This is a genomic window from Arthrobacter sp. 05T423 (assembly GCF_056396245.1).
In genome coordinates this window covers 67,766-86,996 of sequence record NZ_JBFTLC010000002.1, presented here as the reverse complement: position 1 = coordinate 86,996, position 19,231 = coordinate 67,766, and the positions used below count along the sequence as shown (strand labels likewise).

General features: G+C 62.1%; 13 protein-coding genes and 1 pseudogene. 6 read left to right on the top strand and 8 right to left on the bottom strand.

All coding sequences use genetic code 11. From position 1 onward, the window contains the following. Positions 1 to 3 precede the first annotated feature (3 nt). Entirely contained in the window at positions 4 to 330 is a 327-nt protein-coding gene (gene trxA / locus AC1DFE_RS03060; RefSeq protein WP_476904439.1) for a thioredoxin, read from the top strand. 6,981 nt (positions 331 to 7,311) lie between these two features. Here trxA and AC1DFE_RS03055 read toward each other — a convergent pair. The 8 genes from AC1DFE_RS03055 to rpmH all read right to left on the bottom strand — a co-directional run bounded on the left by AC1DFE_RS03055 (position 7,312) and on the right by rpmH (position 12,944). Continuing rightward, positions 7,312 to 8,505: a ParB/RepB/Spo0J family partition protein gene (locus AC1DFE_RS03055; RefSeq protein ID WP_476904438.1), complete on the bottom strand. Its 1,194-nt coding sequence runs from the start codon at positions 8,503 to 8,505 to the stop codon at positions 7,312 to 7,314. A gap of 67 nt (positions 8,506 to 8,572) precedes the next feature. Continuing rightward, a complete protein-coding gene (locus tag AC1DFE_RS03050; RefSeq protein WP_476904437.1) occupies positions 8,573 to 9,625 on the bottom strand; it encodes a ParA family protein in 1,053 nt (350 codons plus the stop codon). A gap of 85 nt (positions 9,626 to 9,710) precedes the next feature. Then, positions 9,711 to 10,361 carry a 16S rRNA (guanine(527)-N(7))-methyltransferase RsmG gene (rsmG, locus tag AC1DFE_RS03045; protein WP_476904436.1) on the bottom strand — a complete coding sequence of 217 codons (651 nt, stop codon included), beginning with the start codon at positions 10,359 to 10,361 and terminating at the stop codon, positions 9,711 to 9,713. Positions 10,362 to 10,380: 19 nt separating this feature from the next. Beyond that, complete coding sequence (locus AC1DFE_RS03040) at positions 10,381 to 10,944, bottom strand: Jag family protein (protein WP_476904435.1); 564 nt, start codon at positions 10,942 to 10,944, stop codon at positions 10,381 to 10,383. Next, on the bottom strand, positions 10,944 to 11,924 hold the full coding sequence (gene yidC, locus AC1DFE_RS03035; RefSeq protein ID WP_476904434.1) for a membrane protein insertase YidC: 981 nt from the start codon (positions 11,922 to 11,924) through the stop codon (positions 10,944 to 10,946). The genes AC1DFE_RS03040 and yidC overlap by 1 nt, the downstream gene beginning before the upstream one ends. Before the next feature lie 16 nt (positions 11,925 to 11,940). Then, complete coding sequence (gene yidD, locus AC1DFE_RS03030) at positions 11,941 to 12,348, bottom strand: membrane protein insertion efficiency factor YidD (protein WP_476904433.1); 408 nt, start codon at positions 12,346 to 12,348, stop codon at positions 11,941 to 11,943. Then, positions 12,341 to 12,766 carry a ribonuclease P protein component gene (rnpA, locus tag AC1DFE_RS03025; RefSeq protein ID WP_476904432.1) on the bottom strand — a complete coding sequence of 142 codons (426 nt, stop codon included), beginning with the start codon at positions 12,764 to 12,766 and terminating at the stop codon, positions 12,341 to 12,343. The genes yidD and rnpA overlap by 8 nt, the downstream gene beginning before the upstream one ends. 40 nt (positions 12,767 to 12,806) lie before the next feature. Beyond that, positions 12,807 to 12,944: a 50S ribosomal protein L34 gene (gene rpmH, locus AC1DFE_RS03020; protein ID WP_003800212.1), complete on the bottom strand. Its 138-nt coding sequence runs from the start codon at positions 12,942 to 12,944 to the stop codon at positions 12,807 to 12,809. Between the two features lie 468 nt (positions 12,945 to 13,412). Between rpmH and dnaA the strand changes: the two genes are divergently transcribed. From dnaA to AC1DFE_RS02995, 5 genes and pseudogenes are all read left to right on the top strand, one after another. Beyond that, positions 13,413 to 14,834, top strand: coding sequence for a chromosomal replication initiator protein DnaA (gene dnaA, locus AC1DFE_RS03015; RefSeq protein ID WP_476904431.1), 1,422 nt, complete (start codon positions 13,413 to 13,415; stop codon positions 14,832 to 14,834). A gap of 537 nt (positions 14,835 to 15,371) precedes the next feature. Continuing rightward, a complete protein-coding gene (gene dnaN / locus AC1DFE_RS03010; RefSeq protein WP_476904430.1) occupies positions 15,372 to 16,496 on the top strand; it encodes a DNA polymerase III subunit beta in 1,125 nt (374 codons plus the stop codon). 13 nt (positions 16,497 to 16,509) lie between these two features. Further along, positions 16,510 to 17,421, top strand: a pseudogene (gnd, locus tag AC1DFE_RS03005) (phosphogluconate dehydrogenase (NAD(+)-dependent, decarboxylating)); the annotation flags it as partial. Between the two features lie 60 nt (positions 17,422 to 17,481). Next, the gene (gene recF / locus AC1DFE_RS03000; RefSeq protein WP_476904429.1) at positions 17,482 to 18,684 is read left to right on the top strand and encodes a DNA replication/repair protein RecF; all 1,203 of its coding nucleotides are present in this window, start codon (positions 17,482 to 17,484) and stop codon (positions 18,682 to 18,684) included. Further along, the gene (locus tag AC1DFE_RS02995) at positions 18,671 to 19,228 is read left to right on the top strand and encodes a DciA family protein (protein WP_476904428.1); all 558 of its coding nucleotides are present in this window, start codon (positions 18,671 to 18,673) and stop codon (positions 19,226 to 19,228) included. Before recF ends, AC1DFE_RS02995 begins: the two co-directional genes overlap by 14 nt. The last annotated feature ends 3 nt before the right edge of the window (positions 19,229 to 19,231 follow it).

Here is a 19,231-nt window from a genome sequence, read left to right as displayed (position 1 = left end):
GTTATGAGCAACGCAAAAGACGTAACTGACGCAAGCTTCAGCACTGACGTACTCGCCGCCGACAAGCCGGTAATTGTCGACTTCTGGGCTGAATGGTGCGGTCCGTGCCGGAAACTGGGTCCCATCCTGGATGAGATCTCGGTGGAGTACGGCGAGAAGGTCAGCGTCGTCAAGGTGAATGTCGACGACAACCCGGCCATCGCCGCCGAGTACGGCATCACCTCCATTCCTGCTGTGTACCTCTTCCAGGGCGGCGAAGTGAAGAGCACTGTCATCGGTGCCAAGCCGAAGCAGTTCTTCGAGAAGGAATTCGCCGACGTTCTGTCCTAGCACCGGACATGCTGCCAGGAGACTGACAGCCCGGCGGGCATCAGACGCATAGAGGTGGCCATCACTCCAGCGGAGTGGTGGCCGCCTTTTAGGTTCGTTGCCGGATCTCGGCGACGACGGACTTCCTCGGCGGATGCGACGTCCCTGCGCTTGCATCGGAGGTTCCTTACATTGCTGTGTCGAGACATTGCTGTGTCGAGCGATGTGCGCTTGGCATGGGTCTTCAAGATTCAGGTGATTTTCTCTCTGCTTCCGGGGGAGTGCGTGCCCGGTGCGGGTGCCGAATTCTCAATAATTGCATCTGCCCATCTTCGGGAGTATCTTCCTCTCGCCCGCCGCCAATTTTTAGTCCGCGAGCCCTTAGTGTTGTTACTGCCACCCTTCGCTGAGCCACCGCAATCGCCCGAGCTGAACCTTCCTTGGTTTCGTATCGATTGCATCTGCGCCTGGAATCGATCTGGCGTCGGCTGGTATGAGAAGCGGTAATCCGTGAGCGGTGGGCAGTGGAAAGCTTCGGCCTTTCGTGCCACGGCATGTCCTAGGGATTAGCGGCATGGCATGAGGACATGTGCAGCCAATGTTTCACGTGAAACGAGGGGAGCCTGTCTGTCACCAGATGCGCGCACTCAGATTCCGCCGCCGCCTGGCTCTGCTCCGCGGTGCCTCATGTAGAGGTCCGCGCGTGACGCGGACGGGCGCCTGTGCTTAATTGCTCGCCTAATGCTGGTGCCCGGTCTGGAGCGGAGCTTGCGCTGACAATGAGCTTGTTCCGGATTGCACTGATGAACGATGTCGTTGTGCTGGTACAGGTGGGCCCGGGTGAGCGGGATCTGCTGTTCGGTGGCCTAATCAGCAATCTGATTGTTGATGGAATGCCCCGCAATTGTCGAAGCCGATGCTCGTAACCGGGTAGGGCAGTCCCTCAATGACGTGGAGCCAAGATCTCCACGGAGTCTTCCATCACCACGGACAGGACCATCCCGCACGGTATCCGACAAAGCTCCAGAGCTGGGCCAGGACTGTCACGGCAGCAGGTGAGTACTCGCGTTCCCAAGACCGCGGCATCTTCCGCGCACGCCTCCATACATGCACGCCGCATCACCGGCAGGGAAGCACGCGGTGCCATCATCGGCACCCCGCACCGTTCCTACACTGGCGCGGGAGACGCACCGCCGGAAGCTCGTGCGGAGAGTCACGCCAGTTTGGACCAAATCACACGCCCAGCGTGCAACAGGTCATGTCCAGGCCGCTTGCCGAAGTTCCCAAGCAGTTATGCCAGCAAGCTTGACTCCCGCGGGACTCGGAAGGGACAGTCGCTTCAGCTACAGCGGGTCCGCAGACGCTGCCGCCGTGCCGTCGGATATTTCTCCGCCCTACGGGCGCCCTGAAGGACCATCGGATTGCCGAGTCGGCTCCGCCGCCCAGCGTTTCACGTGAAACATGCAGGGCCGCGACCTATTCGAGACACCGGCCCTGGCTCGCCATTCTGCTCGATCAATCGGTATGGAGAGTCCCAGCTGGTCCCCCGTGGGGGGCGTTGTACCTGCGCGGCATCACTGTCACGAATGCGCATGGGAGAAACCAGTAACAGGTAGCTTGTGTTCACTCGCGCGTATCCGACGCCGAACAGCCCGGAATACAGCGTCTCTCCCTGCACTGCTGCCGAGAAGCTGGCCTCCTTAATCGTGATCCGTCGGGCCAGTGAATCCGAGCACATGGGTCCAGGAAGAAGTACCGGGCAGCCGCAGGGCCCTTGGAACAGAGGTCCGGAGCCCCTGCCGCCTTCTGAGTGCTGAAGCAATGTCGCCGGCTCCCCTGAAAGCCCGGAACGAGCTCCTGATATCAACTGGAAAAAGTCGCTTTCTTGCAAGCAGCGTGCTTCTTGGCGCCACATGCACATCATCAGCTTCACGCCTGTGAAGCCGCCGCACAACAGCCACAGCCAGGGAAAAGCCATCCACCTGCCGCATTCGAGTCCCTTTGCACGTCATCCTTACTCGACGTGCCCGAGTCGATTCCGAAGAGACATCCCGCAAGGGCAACTGCACCAGGTCCACAGGGTGCCCCCGCATGCTAGCCAGCCAGGAAACCACGGAACTGCCGACTGGCGAACACTGGGGCTAAGCCCGAGTGGACAGCCGGGGCTGTCCTCCGGCGAAAAGGAATGAATGCTTGCGGACTCGCATCGCGGTCGTGCGGCGGGTTGCCACCTTGGATGACCCTACGTTCTAGGTCGCGATTTACACCGACTACGCTGCGGCGGTTTCGCGACCGTAACGGGCGTTTGCCTGTCCGAATCTGGAGCTGCAGCACAGGGGAGACTGAGATTCGGACGAGGTGCTGTAGCGCTATTGGAGGGGACCGATATTCGCAGGCAGCATCCTGCCCAACAGCAGCCAGACGCGGCGGCCCGGAACATTTGCAACATCTACTGGCAACAGGCAGCACCGGGTCCCCGCACCAGGCGCAGAAGGAATAAGGACTAAGCCGCAGCCGGGGGGTTGCACGCCTCGGGGGTCCTGAGGACGGAAAGGGACATTACACCCTGCGGCATCTACGAATGCGACGATCCCTGACACGGCAAGCGCAGCAGGCCGCGCCCTCGGCCCTCCGCCACCTCCCGCAGCATTAGCTGGAATGCAATTCACAGCCTTGCATTTCACATGCAGCCCGGGATGGAGGTTCGGGCCGCGGTACAGCGTGTGGTTGGGTTTCACGTGAAACGTCTTAGCGAAGCGGCGCCCGGACGATTGAGCCGTGGCAACAATGATTCAGGTCCGATCGCCGGACCCTGCGTGTCTTCGCTAGCCACGAAGTGTTTGCGCCTTCCGTAACTTGCTCTCGACCATAGGCAGGAAATAGACCAGCCTGACCCGCAGACCCGCAGGAGCTCAGGTAGGGACTGCACTAGCCGAGCGTGCGAGCCATACGCTGTTCGGTTCGCGACCAAGGCCCACCGCACCTTGCAACCGTTGGCACAGCCCTGTGAGGGCAATAGACCCGTGCCACGGACAATGGGTTAGCTGAAGGCAAAGCTGCTTTCGCTGCTGTAGAGAAAAGCCACTCAAGTTCCAAGTAGAGGGGTAGTCCACGCTCTTCGTTTCACGTGAAACGGCCGTTAGCAATGAACTGACTTCCATCACCCACGCACGGCAGCGACCAGCAGGGCCGAGCGCTAAGCGGATGTACAGGCTCGTTCCGTCGCCGCAGGCCGCGGCGCTAGCCCCGCACGGCCTGCGCATAGTCGTCAAGCCATCGTCAAGGAATAGGAAGCTGGAATGGAACCACACGCTCGGGCCTGCAGGATTCCTAAGGGCGGTCGTTCCGGGTGAGGTCTAAGCCGAATCGTTCGGTCGCCTCCCATCCTTGTGGCTCGACCAGACCGCCTCCCTTGCACAGGCCTCTGCCGTGTGTTTGCCGGCTGGACCCTGGGTCAGAGACGCGGCGCAAGAACCGGAGGGGCATCTAGCCGAGGGCGGTCTTCGGGTACTGCTCGACGTGGAAGAACAACGACGCCGGCAGCGTCGTCGTCGCCCTCACACCGATGGAAGTCGAAGCAACCACCGGCACGGCGCTACATCGGGCTCGGAGCATGGACGCAAAGCGAGAACCGGCAATGCGCGTCAGTAACCGTAAAAGCAAGCCCTGCCTGAACTTCTGCCGTGAGGTCTAAGCCCGGGAATGGATTGCGTGCCGACGCGGACGCGGTGGCCGCCCACATTTCAGCACCGGTTGTTTACGTGCCCATGCCGGGGTCAAATGTGGCGCGAGCGCTTCGTGGACCACAGCGCCAACCCGCGTTTGCAGGATGTCACGAACCAACGATCGGACGCCACCACAATCCCTGCGGCAGCTCCATCCAACTACTAGTGGACAATCGCTTCCTGGCGCCGACCGGGTTAGGCTGCGACGGACCACGGGTCACCGGAGGCGTCTTGGACGTGAGTACGTCCCCTGACTCGTGTCCCACCGCGGGTCAGGCGACACTTAGAGTCAAAAAAGTTCAGCGAAGGGGCCACGCCAGGGCGACGTCACGCGCGGCTTTACTGAGTCGCACCATGACATTATTCACAGTCTTATCCACAGCTGAATCCACATGCTTATCCACAGGGAGAGCGTGCCGCCTGTGGATGGATGCAGGCACGGAAAGTGCCCGTCCCAGTACGCCCGGGAGTGGCATCGGCTGCGGCGCGCAGTCACCTCCGGGGCTTCATGCGTCCGGACACAGAAACGCCAGCGAGTGTTTCGCGTCGGTTCAATCGTTAAAAAACCCATTTCATACGCAGGGAAGCAACAAAAAAGGCCCTGAGCCTGCCCGACTGACTGCAGACAGGCTTGACGCCTGAGTTTCACGTGAAACGCGTCACACTAGACCGCGGCGCCGAATCTATGAGCCCAGGATGTCAGACGCGTCGAGGCAGTCAGGTGGGCCGTGGCGCGTGTCATATCCCCAGTCTTACCCACAGCGTTATCCACAGGCTTATCCACCGCGCCGCTACCACCTCTGGAGCGGGTGATGGGGGTCCGGAAGTGCCTCTGACGCAGTGTCCGCGGCACCGTGCGCTGCCGCCCAGCGGGGGACCGGGGGTCAGGTCGCGGGGCCCTTATCTCCGTTTGCGGGAACCAGTATCAGCGGAGGGATTCCAGAGCGGTCGCGCCGGTGGAACGTCCGGACATCGCCCAGCTGGCTCACTTTGACTCGTTAGCGGAGCACCGATTTCGACAGCATGGGCCACATTCGAGTACCAACAGTCCGGTCCCACATACATCGATGAACGCAAACACGAGGTAGTTGGTTTCAACTTTGTCTGCAGTAGCGGGTCCGGCTGTGCGCGGCTAGACGCCCGTACTGCCGGCAGCTAGACGAGCGGACTTCAGCTTGCGCCGCAGGGCATACGGCCTCCGTTACCTGAGACGCAGCGGCCTCCTCCTCAGTACGCACTGAGGGTCCCAGCTGAGACCATACCTCAGTGCGGGGGCCGCTCAGCTCTGTCGAGGGGGGAGGGGAATGGCCCAGCGACCCAATGGCAGGGCCGGTCCGTTCACGTTCGGCGACTGCCGGGTATCTTCCGGCTGTTGGGCGTTTCACGTGAAACGTGGCCTTCCCTGCGGCTTCGCGAAACGGACGACGGCGGGCGAGGCCAATGCCTTCGCCGAAGATTAGGAGACCGAAGGATTTAAGTCCATCGCACAGTAGCCAACGGCGCTCTTGGAGGACCGCCTGAGTGGCCGGCTGTTGCGCCCCATGCGACGATCAGCCGCGAAGCCACCTAGGGGCGAGCTGACCCATTCGGAGGCTCTTGCGAGCCATCGCGACCAGGCCCCGCTTTGCCCCAGCCTAGCCGTAGCAAGCACTGGCCGGGCATTGGCAGCGGTTCAACGGGGCTTCTCACTTAGGCTGTCCATCTGCGCGCGTCGGAGCTCGGAGCACGATCGCCTGAAATACCGTCTCGCAGTCTCGACACTTCCTGCTGGCCGAGGCGCCCGCCCTAGCCGCACCGCGAGATGGTGGAGGAGTGGACGGCCCCACGGAAGCAGCCACCCTGAGGATGAGGCTCCAGGCTCCGCCCAAGATCCGGCAGCGCGCTTGCGGCTGCCTAGCCACACCGCCCCGTCCCGACGGCTCCGATACTGTGCATGCGGACCTCAGGCTTGGGCAAAGCAGGTTCTCACTCCCAAAAGCGAGGTCTCATCGTGCACCGACCGGTCGATTGCCCCTGTGGTGGATTCTTGTTTCACGTGAAACATACGCCATGTGCAAGTGGGTTACCAACAGATGGGGCAACTGCCTGGATTCCAATGCTGCAAACCGTTGTGTTTCACCTACAACGTGCGGCCGTTCCAAGGCTGCGCTCCCGCTCACTGAATTTGAGTCTTGGACAACGGTGACCTCGGGGGGAGCCACAAGCCCCCAAGACGATGAGGTTTCAGGCTGCCGGGCCTACCAGCGCAGAGGATCACGGAAAAGGCCTGCCTTTTCGTGCATCCATAAGCGAACCCACTTCGGCGGGGAGCTGACACCCTCGCTAGCATGTGCACACCCTGAACCACCGGAAGGAGTTCACAGTGCCGGGGTGGACGTACAGTAACGATGGATCGACCAAGATGCGCTTCACCGTATTTCCTTTCCGGCGCAGCACAACAGCCCTGGCTTGAGGCAACCAACAGCCAATGCGACGCGGCACAAGCAGACGCACGTGAGGGCAGGAGTACAACTAGGAATTGGATAACGTCGCCGTTTCACGTGAAACAGCGACGGGTAACAGGGTAATAGGGGAACAATAGACGACGCAGGATGCCTCCAGCCGGCCAATCCCCAGCGGGCCGAAGAGCGGCAGTCGACATACGTGCAGCTTTCGCCTTCACTAGAAAACACAATACAGGACAAGAAAGCAGTAACGGGAGCTCGCCATCCAGGTATTGCCCGCATCCACCTAGGCCCCAGAGGCCCTTTCCGGAAGATCTCCACATCTAGGGTCGAAAAGGATCCGCGTGCCGTGTCGTCCGGCCCATATGCGGGCCCGAACGCGCGCATTGGCTTCCATGACCCTGCAAGCCCCCTGGCCTCAATTCGATCCACCGAGTGGCGCCGAACGGCGCCAGAGGGAGTTAACAGCACCATCGAGCAGCCCGATGGCAGTCTTCCGTCCAAAAGGCAGCAGACCTAGCCACGTGGAACCAACCGCAGAGGGAGCGCATCGGCCAAAACGCTCGGCCCTCATAGATACGACACCCTAATGGAAGCCAAGCCCGCCGCATGTGGACCAAAGCAGAAAAGTGCGCAGTCCAATTTCCGCTCAGGTACCCATATAGACCGGCAGCGCAAACGTAAACCGCATGCGCAAGCTATTCGGGCTGCACGATCAATAGACCAACCACTAAACAAACCAGGGAGCACCAAGGAGCATGTTGGCAGGGACGTCCGACAGCAACGGAAAAGGGCCCGTCAATGCCAACGGGCCCTGATCTTACGCAGTTGCTTTAGTTATCGGAGCCCGGCGCCAGGACATCCATGATGCGGTTCAAGTCCTCGACGCTCGCGAACTCGATACTCACGCGTCCCTTACGCGCGCCAAGGGAGATCTTCACGTTGGTGTCGAGCCTGTCCGAGAGGGACGAGGCCAGGTAGTCCAGCCGCTCGTGTCGTGCCCCAGGACGGGGAATGTTGTTCTTGCCCGGGGTCGCTGGTTCGCGGTGCAGGGTGACCGCCTCCTCCGTGGCACGCACCGACATGCCTTCGGCCACAATCTTTTGGGCGAGGCGTTCCATGGACGCAGCGTCGGGCAGCGAGAGCAGGGCACGGGCATGGCCTGCAGAGAGCACATTGGCCGCAACACGACGTTGCACCAAGGGCGGAAGCTTCAGGAGCCGCAGGGTGTTGGAGACCTGCGGGCGCGAGCGTCCGATGCGGTCAGCCAGCTGCTCATGCGTCGTGCCAAAATCCTCCAGCAGCTGCTGGTAGGCGGCAGCCTCTTCGAGCGGATTGAGCTGGCTGCGGTGAAGGTTCTCCAGGAGTGCATCACGAAGCAGGTCATCATCCGTGGTGTCACGGACAATAGCGGGGATAGTGGGGAGGCCAGCGGCCTGCACTGCACGCCACCGACGTTCGCCCATCACCAGCTCGTACGGTTCTCCACCCTGTTCGGTTGAAGTACGCACCACAATTGGCTGGAGGACGCCTATTTCGCGAACCGAGTGCACCAGCTCAGCCATGTCGTCCTCATCGAAGACGGTACGCGGCTGTTTCCGGTTGGGATGGATATCGGTGACGGAGATCTCGGCAAAGCGGACGCCGGGCACCTCGACCAGTTCGACGTCGTTCACATCCGCTACGGACGCATCCCCGCGGGGGGATTCAACCTGCACGGCATCATCGGCGGCCTCGGCCGAGCTGGCGGTCTTCGCTGCACCCGAAGCGCCGCCCCGGGAACCGGCGGACTTCGACGTGGACTTTGCAGGGGAGGGCTTCACGGCGTCCGAAGTGTCCAGAGAGTCGGAAGGTTCCTTCGAGTCGGATTCGGCGGCGGGAACGGGTTCAGCCGTCTTGCGTGCCTCAGGGAAGAAGAGATCCACAGGGCGCGACGGAGCTGCTCCGTTACCCGAAGCGCCTGCGGAAGCGGAACTTGGAATGAGTGCGCCAAGACCGCGACCGAGCCCGCGTCGCTTATCGCTCATGGATGATTCCCTCCATCGGAAGAGCCCGGCTATGCCGGGCTCCGGCTGTTGCTGTGTTTGGAAAATTCTAACGCTCAGCGATTTCCGCTGCGGCTTCCAGGTAGGACAACGCGCCGCTGGAGGATGGATCGTAGGTCATGACGGTCTGTTGGTAGCTCGGCGCTTCGGATATCCGCACGGAGCGCGGCACGACGGCGCCGAGCACCTGGTCCGGGAAGTGCTGCCGGACTTCAGCTGCCACCTGGGCGGCCAGGTTTGTACGTCCGTCGTACATGGTCAAAAGAATAGTGGAAACCTCCAGGTCTGCATTCAGGTGCTTCTGGATCATCTCGATGTTCTTCAGCAGCTGACTCAGACCCTCGAGTGCGTAGTACTCGCACTGAATAGGGATAAGCACCTCGCCGGCTGCGCAGAAGGCATTGACCGTCAGCAGGCCCAGGCTGGGCGGGCAGTCAATGAAAATGTAGTCGAGCCGCTGCTCGCCCTTCTTCTGCCGGGACTTGGCATAGACGTCGATGGCGCGGCGGAGGCGTTGTTCCCGTGCCACCAGCGAGACGAGTTCGATCTCGGCCCCGGCCAAGTGAATGGTGGCCGGAGCGCAGATGAGGTTGCTGATGTCCGGGCACTGTGCCACTACATCCTCGAGCGGCAGATCGTTGATCAGGACGTCGTAGATGCTGTCGACGTCCGCGTGGTGTTCGATGCCCAGCGCTGTGGATGCATTGCCTTGCGGGTCAATGTCGATGACCAGGACGTTCAGCCCGGCCGCCGCCAGAGCCGCTGCGATGTTGACCGTGGTGGTGGTCTTTCCCACTCCACCCTTTTGGTTTGAAACCGTGAAGATTCGTGTCTTCTCCGGCTTCGGCAGGTTGCGGCCGAGGAGGCGTTCCCGCCGCTTGTTCTCGTGGGCGAGCTCCCGGGCGATGGGGCTTGAGTCATCCAGGGTATCCAGCACATTGCCCCTGCCTGCCGTTTCACGTGAAACCTTGGCGGCGGTGGTGCCTGCAACCGGATTGAACTGATTTGCAGTTGTAGCGACCGGTGATACGCCAAACGCACGCGCCGACCCCAGGGACACAAACGGGGGGATCCGCTGCGTGGAGGTTTCGCTACTGGTCACTGGGACACACTCACTCTCGTTCGGCTTTCACTGCCGTTCTCTAGCCTAACCGCTACACCCAAAGGACCCGCGGCACCTTGCGGGGCTAGGCGCGCTTTTGGGTCTTCTTAACTACGATCCGCACCACAGTGGTGGGTTCTTCGAGCAAGTTCTGGCCCACAGTGACCACTGATGTCTCCACGCCGCCGAGCTTGCGGATCGTTTTGGCCGCCTTTTCGATCTCCTCGGCGGCGCTGCGACCCTTGATCGCGACGACTTCGCCCTCGCCGCCCAGCAGCGGAATAGTCAGGCCTGCGAGGTTGCTCAGGGCGGATACGGCCCGGGCGGTAACGACGTCGGCCGTCACCATCCCGACGGCCAGTTCGGCACGCGTGCGCATCACGGTGACATTGCTCAATCCGAGATCGTCAACCACTTCCTGCAACCAGATGACCCGGCGTTCCAGCGGTTCGATGAGGGTCAGTTCGAGGTCAGGACGGGCGATCGCCAGGCATAGGCCCGGCAGGCCCGCACCGCTCCCGACGTCGGCCACATGGCTGCCTTGGGCAATCTCACTTTCGATTACCGCGCAGTTCAGGACGTGGCGTCCCCAGAGCCTGGGGACTTCCCGCGGGCCGATGAGTCCGCGCTCGGTCCCTGACGTCGCCAGGTGTTCTACATAGCGCTCAGCCAGGCCCAGCCGGTCGCCGAAGATCTTCTCAGCCGCCTCGCGCTCGGCTGCCGTAATTTCAACCATCAGTAAGCCAGCCAACGGTTCAGTCGGCGGAAACGACGATGTGCCGGCCTGCACCCTCGCCCTCGGACTCGCTGACGAATCCAAGGTCGGCGACGGCGTCGTGGACGATCTTCCGTTCGTAGGCGCTCATGGGCTCCAGCGCTACGGAGTCGCCGGTTTCCTTGACCGTGGCGACGGCGTCCTCTGCGATCTTCTGCAGGTGGCCCGCGCGTTCCTTCCGGTAGCCGTTGATGTCGAGCACCAGGCGTGAGCGGTTTTCCGTCGCGGAGAGAACGGAGAGCCTGGTCAGTTCCTGAAGGGCTTCCAGGACTTCGCCGTCGCGCCCCACGAGGCTCTCCAGCCCGGCGGATTCTTCCTCGGTCACGATCGAGATGTAGGTGCGTCCGTTGCGGACCTCGATGTCAATGTCGCCGTCGATGTCGGCAATGTCGAGAAGTTCCTCGAGGTAGTCGGCGGCTACGTCGCCCTCTTCTTCCAAGCGGCTTGCCGACGTGCCCTTGACTGCGCTTACGCTACCGGCAACAGAGTCCTGGTCTTCGCCGGCTTCAGCGGAAAGTGCGTGTTCAGAGCTCTCAACAGACATTACTTCTTCTTCCTGTTCTTACGTTGTGGCTGAGTGCGCTGCGTACGGGCCTCCGCAAGCGCAGCGGCCGTCGCTGCTTCCGCTTCGGGGTCGGCCTTCTTGCCGCCCAGGAGGGGAAGGGCCGGAAGGCCCCTGGCGGCACGCCGCTCGGCGAGGGCCTTTGCGGCGGGGGACCCCGGCGTCGGCATGCGGCGGATGACAAAGAACTGCTGGCCCATGGTCCACAGGTTGGTGGTGGTCCAGTAGATCAGGACACCGATGGGGAAGTTGATGCCGCCCACACCGAAGACGACGGGCAGGATGTACAGCATCATTTTCTGCTGCCGCATGAACGGGCTGGCCATGGCCTCTTCGGACATGTTCTTGGCCATGATCTGCTTCTGCGTGATGAACTGCGAGGCCGTCATGGCGAGGATCATCACGATCGAGAGGATCCACACCGCCACCACGTTGCCGCCGGCGGGGGTGCCGTGAAGGAGGGTAGCGGAGAGCGGAGCGCCGAAGATGCTCGACTCGTCGAACTGCTTGACCTGCTCAACGCTCATGGCACCGATGCCCTGGCCGCCCGCCTTGGCCGAGCTAATGCCGGAGAGAACCTGGAACAGCGCAAAGAAGAATGGCATCTGGATCAGCATCGGGAGGCATGCAGAGAACGGGTTGGTGCCGTGCTTCTTGTACAGGGCCATCTGCTCCTGCGCCATGGCCTGGCGGGAAAGCTGGTCCGTCTTGCCCTTGTACTTGTTCTGCATCTTCTTCAGGTCCGGCTGCAGCAGCTGCATGCCCCGCTGGGCCTTGATCTGCTTGACGAACACAGGGATCAGGGCGGCGCGGATGACAAGCACCAGCCCGATGATGGACAGCGTCCAGGTCCAGCCGTTCGCCGCCGGCAGGCCAATGAAGCTCAATCCGTCATGGAAGCCGATCATGATCGCCGACACTAGCCACTTGAAGGGGGCCAGTACTGTTCCAAAGATGTCCATACGTTATCCCTATTCGTCAGGCCGCAGTGCGGCCTTCTCCATCAGTCTGAGCAGCCAGGTACTTGTCCGGATTGTTCAGCACAACAATTGTGGGGGTCTGGTTTTCAGGCCATTCCCGGTGGCCGGCGGGGACATGGTCCACGCCACCGGCGTTCCACGGGTGGCAGCGCGCCAGACGCCTGGCCGCGAGCCAACTGCCTTTGACAGCGCCGTGGACGGTGATCGCTTCAAGCGCATAGGCCGAGCAGGAGGGAAAGAATCGGCAGACCTGGCCGTACAAGGGCGAAACCACCTTGCGGTAGGCCAGAAGCAGAAGAATGAGGATATTGCGGGGCAGGTTCCAGATGAAGCTGCCCGCAGCCGCTGCTGCGGACTTGGAGGAACGCTTGGGGAAACGGACGACGGCGGCAGTCGGGTCAAGCACGCTGTGTCCCTTCCTGTGTTGTTGCGTCCGGTTGCGTTCCAGCCGGCCGGTTTCCGGTCGCCGCCGGAAGGCGGCCAGCCAGCCGTCTCATGGTGTTGTCCAGGGCGGCGTTGTAATCCGCCAGGAGTTCATCCCAGCTGGCTGTTGCGGAGGCGGGCAAAGCACGCACCACAATAGCGAATCCGGTGCCGTACTCGCGCAACGAGACAGCGCCAGCTTCTCTCAGTCTCCTCTTAACGAGGTTCCTGGCAACAGCGTTCCCGACAGCTTTGGAAACGATGAACCCGATGCGGCTGGGCTCATCGGCTCCAATAGTTGCCGTATATAACACTACGTTCCGGCGTCCGTTGCGGACGCCGGAACGTACAGTTATTGAAAAATCGGTTGAAGTCCTCACGCGGTTCCGGGTGGCAAGCACCGCTAATCTCGCAGAAGGAAGAAGACCGACAAGTCAGTATTTAGGCCGACAGTTCGGTGCGGCCCTTGCCACGGCGGGCGGCCAGAATGGCACGGCCGGCACGGGTGCGCATACGAAGGCGGAAGCCGTGCTTCTTGGCCCGACGGCGGTTATTCGGCTGAAAAGTCCGCTTGCTCACGTTAGTTACTCCAGTGGATCAAAGGTGCGCCCACCCGATCAGTAAGGGGAAGAACTGGCCGACGCTAAGTTTTGTATGTGTCTGCTTCCCCTGAGTTCCCGGAACGCGGGGCGTCCGGAAGTCCAAAATGGGTTCAGAAAGCAGGCACAAAGGACTCCACAACGTTAGGGCAAAACGCGGCGGCGAGTCAAACCAGCAGGCTGTCTGGCGTGTTTCCCCAGCTGTGGCTAACCGGGCACCGCACCTGTGGATGAAGCGGCTCACAATCATCGTTTTCGAACCACAACCGTGTAATTATCCACAAGGCACTTCCCAGCTATCTTCTAGGCTTTTCATCCCCTAGAGTGTCTCAGTAGCCGATTATCCACGGACTGTGCATAACCCTGTGGATTAAGCCGGGCCAGCACCCTGGTTTCGGGCTTGCGGCTGCATGTAATGCAGGCAGCAAGCTTTGAGGAACCAAATTTGATGACAGTAGACGAAGCAAACCACGCCAACACTGTCGGAAGTTCCTGGCGGCGCGTGGTGAATCTTCTCGAACAGGACGACCGCGTCTCGCCGCGGCAACGCGGCTTTGTCATCCTCGCGCAGGCCCAGGGCCTCATCGGTTCCACTCTTCTCGTCGCTGTCCCGAACGAACTGACCAGGGAAGTGCTGCAGACACAGGTCAAGGACGCGCTCGATGACGCGCTCCGCAACGTTTTCTCGGACGACATTCGCTGCGCCATTGACGTGGACACCGATCTGGTGCCCATCCACGAAGAGCCGGAACCCGCCGTCGAGCTTTCCCTTGCAAACGATCTGTCCGTCGAACAGAAGCCGCAGCCCATGCTGCCGAGCACTTCGCATGAGTTCGGCCGGCTCAATCCCAAATACGTTTTCGACACGTTCGTGATCGGATCCTCCAACCGCTTTGCCCACGCCGCGGCCGTCGCTGTGGCGGAAGCTCCGGCGAAGGCCTACAACCCGCTGTTCATCTACGGCGACTCGGGCCTGGGCAAGACGCACCTGCTGCACGCCATCGGCCACTACGCGCGGCGCCTGTACAGCGGCATCCGCGTCCGGTACGTCAACTCCGAGGAATTCACCAACGACTTCATCAACTCGATCCGCGACGACGAAGGCGCCAGCTTCAAGACGACGTACCGCAACGTCGACGTCCTGCTGATCGACGACATCCAGTTCCTGGCCGGCAAAGACCGGACGCTGGAGGAGTTCTTCCATACGTTCAACTCGCTGCACAACAACAACAAGCAGGTGGTCATCACCTCGGACCAGCCTCCCAAGCTGCTGGCAGGTTTCGAGGACCGGATGAAATCCCGCTTCGAGTGGGGCCTGCTGACGGACATCCAGCCGCCCGAACTCGAAACCCGCATCGCCATCCTCCGGAAGAAGGCCCTCAGTGAAGGCCTCTCCGCCCCGGACGATGCACTGGAGTACATCGCTTCGAAGATCGCCAGCAACATCCGCGAACTCGAAGGCGCCCTCATCCGTGTCACGGCATTCGCCAGCCTCAATCGCCAGCCGGTGGACGTCGCACTGGCGGAGATGGTTCTCAAGGACCTCATCACCGACGACGGCGCACAGGAAATCACATCCGGCCAGATCCTGCAGCAGACCGCTGACTACTTCAAGCTCAGCATGGAGGAGCTCTGCAGCAAGTCACGGACCCGAACCCTGGTGACCGCACGCCAGATCGCCATGTACCTGTGCCGGGAGCTGACCGACATGTCACTGCCCAAGATCGGCCAGGAGCTCGGCGGCCGGGACCACACCACCGTGATCCACGCAGACCGCAAGATCCGTGAACTCATGGCCGAGCGCCGTGTGATTTACAACCAGGTCACCGAGCTCACCAACCGGATCAAGCAGCAGCAGCGCGACTCCTGATCCAAGGTTCCCAACCTTATTAACAGGGGCGTGTGGATAACCCTGTGGACAGTTAAGGGGACAACCGCGGTTAATGGGCTTAAAACCCTTAAGGCGTCTGTGGATCACCACGACAGGCCAAAATCTTATCCCCATCCACACCCTGTTTAAAACGTGCCGAACCCACAGTCCATGAACAGGGCTTAACCGCGGATCCCAGCCGTGAAACCGGGTTATCCACAGTTTCCACAGCAGTTATTAACACTACTAATCCCAAAAAATTGAAATCCCTCAAATAACAATCTCGTTCCCGGACCTCCACCCCAACGTCCAAGCACCGATCATCTGGGCACCGGCAGAGCCGGCCCCGCCGGTGGGGATGGGGAAATCCTTGTCATTCCAGCTAAGCTGTCTGCAGCGCTCCCATCCCTGGGTTTGTTTGCGGTCGGCCATGCGCGGACCATGCAGGTTCCGGGACTTTGGGGGCAACGGTCTTGTGGGCTCCTTGCGGGTTCCCGTTCAGAAAATGGCAGCAGCAATGAAAGGCGGCACCCCTCCGTGAAGTTCAGAGTCGAACGGGACGTCCTGGCAGAAGCCGTCACATGGACAGCCCGGTCCTTGTCTCCGCGGCCCCCAGTACCGGTACTTTCCGGCCTCCTCCTCAAGGCCGAATCCGGAACCGTCAGCCTGTCCAGCTTCGATTACGAGACCTCCGCGAGGCTTGAGATTCCCGCCGATATCAGGGACGAAGGCACCATCCTGGTTTCCGGCCGCCTCCTCGCAGACATCTGCCGCAGCCTTCCGTCGGCACCGGTGGATATCGAAACCGACGGCAACAAAGTCACGCTTACCTGCCGCCGAAGCAGCTTCCACCTGGCCACCATGCCCGAAGCCGAGTACCCGCCGCTCCCTGCGCTGCCCACCATCACCGGTACTGTTGCCGGCGACGCCTTCGCCCAGGCTGTCTCCCAGGTGATCATCGCGGCCAGCAAGGACGACACCCTTCCCATCCTCACCGGAGTCCGGATGGAGATCGAGGACGACCTCATCACCCTCCTGGCTACGGACCGCTACCGGCTCGCCATGCGCGAGGTTCCCTGGAAGCCCGTCACACCCGGCATTTCCACCAGCGCCCTGGTCAAAGCCAAAACCCTGAACGAGGTTGCCAAGACTTTGGGCGGCAGCGGCGACATCAACCTGGCCATCGCCGAGGACGACAGCCGACTCATCGGCTTTGAAAGCGGCGGCCGCACCACCACTTCACTGCTGGTCGACGGCGACTACCCCAAGATCCGTTCGCTGTTCCCGGATTCCACGCCAATTCACGCCACCGTTCAGACCCAGGAATTGGTGGAAGCCGTCCGCCGCGTCTCCCTCGTCGCCGAACGCAACACTCCGGTCCGGCTCGCGTTTACACAGGGCCAGCTGCACCTCGACGCCGGCACCGGCGAGGATGCCCAGGCATCCGAAGAGCTTGAAGCGCAGCTGTCCGGCGATGACATCACGGTGGCGTTCAACCCGCATTACCTGGTTGAGGGCCTCAGCGTGATCGAAACCAAATTTGTGCGCTTCTCCTTCACCACGGCCCCGAAGCCCGCCATGATCACCGCGCAGAACGACATCGACGGTGAGGACCAGGACGACTACCGCTACCTCGTGATGCCGGTGCGCCTGCCCAACTAAACAACTTGCCCAACCCTTCGCGCAGAAAAGAGTTCCCACGGTGCATATCGGACTGATCGGCCTTGGAAAAATGGGTTTCAACATGCGCGAACGGCTGCGCAAGGGCGGGATTGAAGTCACCGGCTTTGACCGCAATCCCGACGTCACAGACGTCGCCTCCACGGACGAACTCATCGCCGCGCTTCCTTCGCCACGCCTCATCTGGGTCATGGTTCCGGCCGGCGAAGTCACCGACGCCGTCATCACGGAACTCGGTGCAAAGCTCCAGCCCGGCGACATGGTCATCGACGGCGGCAACTCCCGCTTCACCGAGGACCAGAAGCATGCTGCAGCCCTGACCGAAAAGGGAATCCGCTTTGCCGACTGCGGCGTCTCCGGCGGCGTCTGGGGACTGCAGAACGGTTACGGCCTCATGGCCGGCGGTGAGGCGTCGGACATCGAACTCGCCCTGCCGGTCTTCGATGCGCTCCGTCCGGAAGGTGAGCGCGGGGACAGCTTCGTCCACGTGGGCGGCGTCGGCGCGGGCCATTACGCCAAGATGGTGCACAACGGCATCGAGTACGGCCTGATGCAGGCTTATGCGGAAGGCTACGAACTCCTCGCCGCCAAGGAAATCGTCACGGACCTGCCTGGAACGTTCCGCGCCTGGCAAAAGGGAACGGTGGTCCGGTCCTGGCTGCTGGACCTTATGGTGAAGGCCCTGGACGAGGATCCCGGACTCGCCTCGATCGACGACTACGTTGAGGACTCCGGCGAAGGCCGCTGGACCGTGGAAGAGGCCATCGCAAATGCGGTGCCGGCGCCCGCCATCACCGCGGCGCTATTTGCCCGCTTCGCCTCCCGCGAGGACAACTCGCCGGCCATGAAGATGGTGTCCGCGCTGCGCCACCAGTTCGGCGGACATGCCACCCGTCCGGCCAAGTAAGTCTTTGTCTGGGGTCCGGTCGGATTCCGGAGAGACGGTTCCCGAGAATTTGAAGTCCGCGTGTACCTAGAGCACCTGTCCCTGACCGATTTCCGGAGTTACGCCCAGGTGGATCTCCGGTTTGAGCCGGGCGTCACGGTCCTGGTCGGCTCAAACGGCATCGGAAAGACCAACCTGATGGAAGCCATCGGTTACCTTGCCACCCTCAGTTCGCACCGGGTCAGTGCGGACGGGCCGCTGCTGCGCTTCGGAACCGAGCGTGCCCTAATCCGGGCGAAGCTGGTCCGCGGCGAACAGTCCACGGTCCTGGAGCTCGAAATCAACGGCGGCCGGGCCAACCGCGGACGCATCAACCGCAGCAACCCGGTCCGTGCGCGCGATCTTCTGGGCATCTGCCACACAGTCCTGTTCGCTCCGGAAGACCTGGCACTGGTCAAGGGCGATCCGTCGAACCGGCGCCGGTTCCTGGACGAGCTCCTGGTGAGCCTTGTTCCGCGGCACGCCGCCACCCGCAGCGACTATGACCGCGTGCTCAAACAGCGCAATGCGCTGCTCAAGTCGGCGCGCGCCGGCAAATTCACAGCGGGCCACGAAGCCACCCTTGATGTCTGGGACCAGCACATGGCTCGCGCCGGGGCGGAGCTGCTCCACGCACGGCTGGAACTCGTTGAGCGCCTGCGTCCGCACCTCAACAATGCCTACGCCCAGCTCACCGATGGCTCAAAGGCCGCGGATGCGGTCTACCGCTCAACGTTGCAGAACATGATGGACGACGACGGCGAGCCGGCCGGCGCTGCGGCCGCACCGTCAGAGCCGGGAAAGTCGCCCGAAGATCTTCGGCTGCTGTCCGTAGAGGAGCTCGCCGAACGCTATGTGCAGGCCTTCGCGGCGTCCCGCCGCAAAGAACTGGAACGGGGCATCTCGCTGGTGGGCCCGCACCGGGACGAGCTGGAACTCGTGCTCGGGCAGGTCCCGGCCAAGGGTTACGCGTCGCACGGCGAAACCTGGTCCATGTGCCTGTCCCTCCGGCTGGCGTCCTACTACGTCATGCTTGATGACGCCCGCACCGGAGGTTCAGCGCCGATCCTCATCCTGGACGACGTTTTCGCCGAACTTGATGTCCATCGCCGGCGTAAACTGGCCGCAATAGTTGCCGGTGCCGAGCAGGTGCTGGTAACCGCCGCCGTCGACGCCGATATTCCGGACGAGCTGGCGGGCCGGCGGGTGAAGGTAATTCCGGGAGGAATCGATGAACAGGGATAAGGACGGTGGCCTGCAGCCAGGCCGCGATCCCGATGAAATTGATGCACCCCAGGCGGCACTCAACAGAATGCGTGAGGCGGCGGCCGCCCGCGGGGAGGTCCGCCGGAAGGTTCCGCGGGCAGGCGCCGGACAAAAACCGCGGACTGCACCGGGGGGAACACGGGGCTTCAGCCAGTTCCACTCCACCGGACGCGATCCGCTGGGGCTGGGAAAAGTCGTGGGGCGGCTGGTCGCCGAACGCGGATGGACCTCTCCGGTGGCCGTGGGCTCGGTCATGGCGGAGTGGCCGGCGCTTGTGGGACCGGAAATCGCTGCGCACTGCACCCCGGAAAGCTTCACCGACACCACGCTCCATGTCAGGTGCGACTCCACGGCCTGGGCAACGCAGCTCAGGCTGCTGAGCATGAGCCTGCTCGAAAAGTTCCGCACCGAGCTCGGTGACGGCGTGGTCACCAGCATCCATGTGCTGGGCCCGGCGGCACCGAACTGGCGCAAGGGCGGACGCACCGTCAACGGCCGCGGACCCCGGGACACTTACGGATAGCAG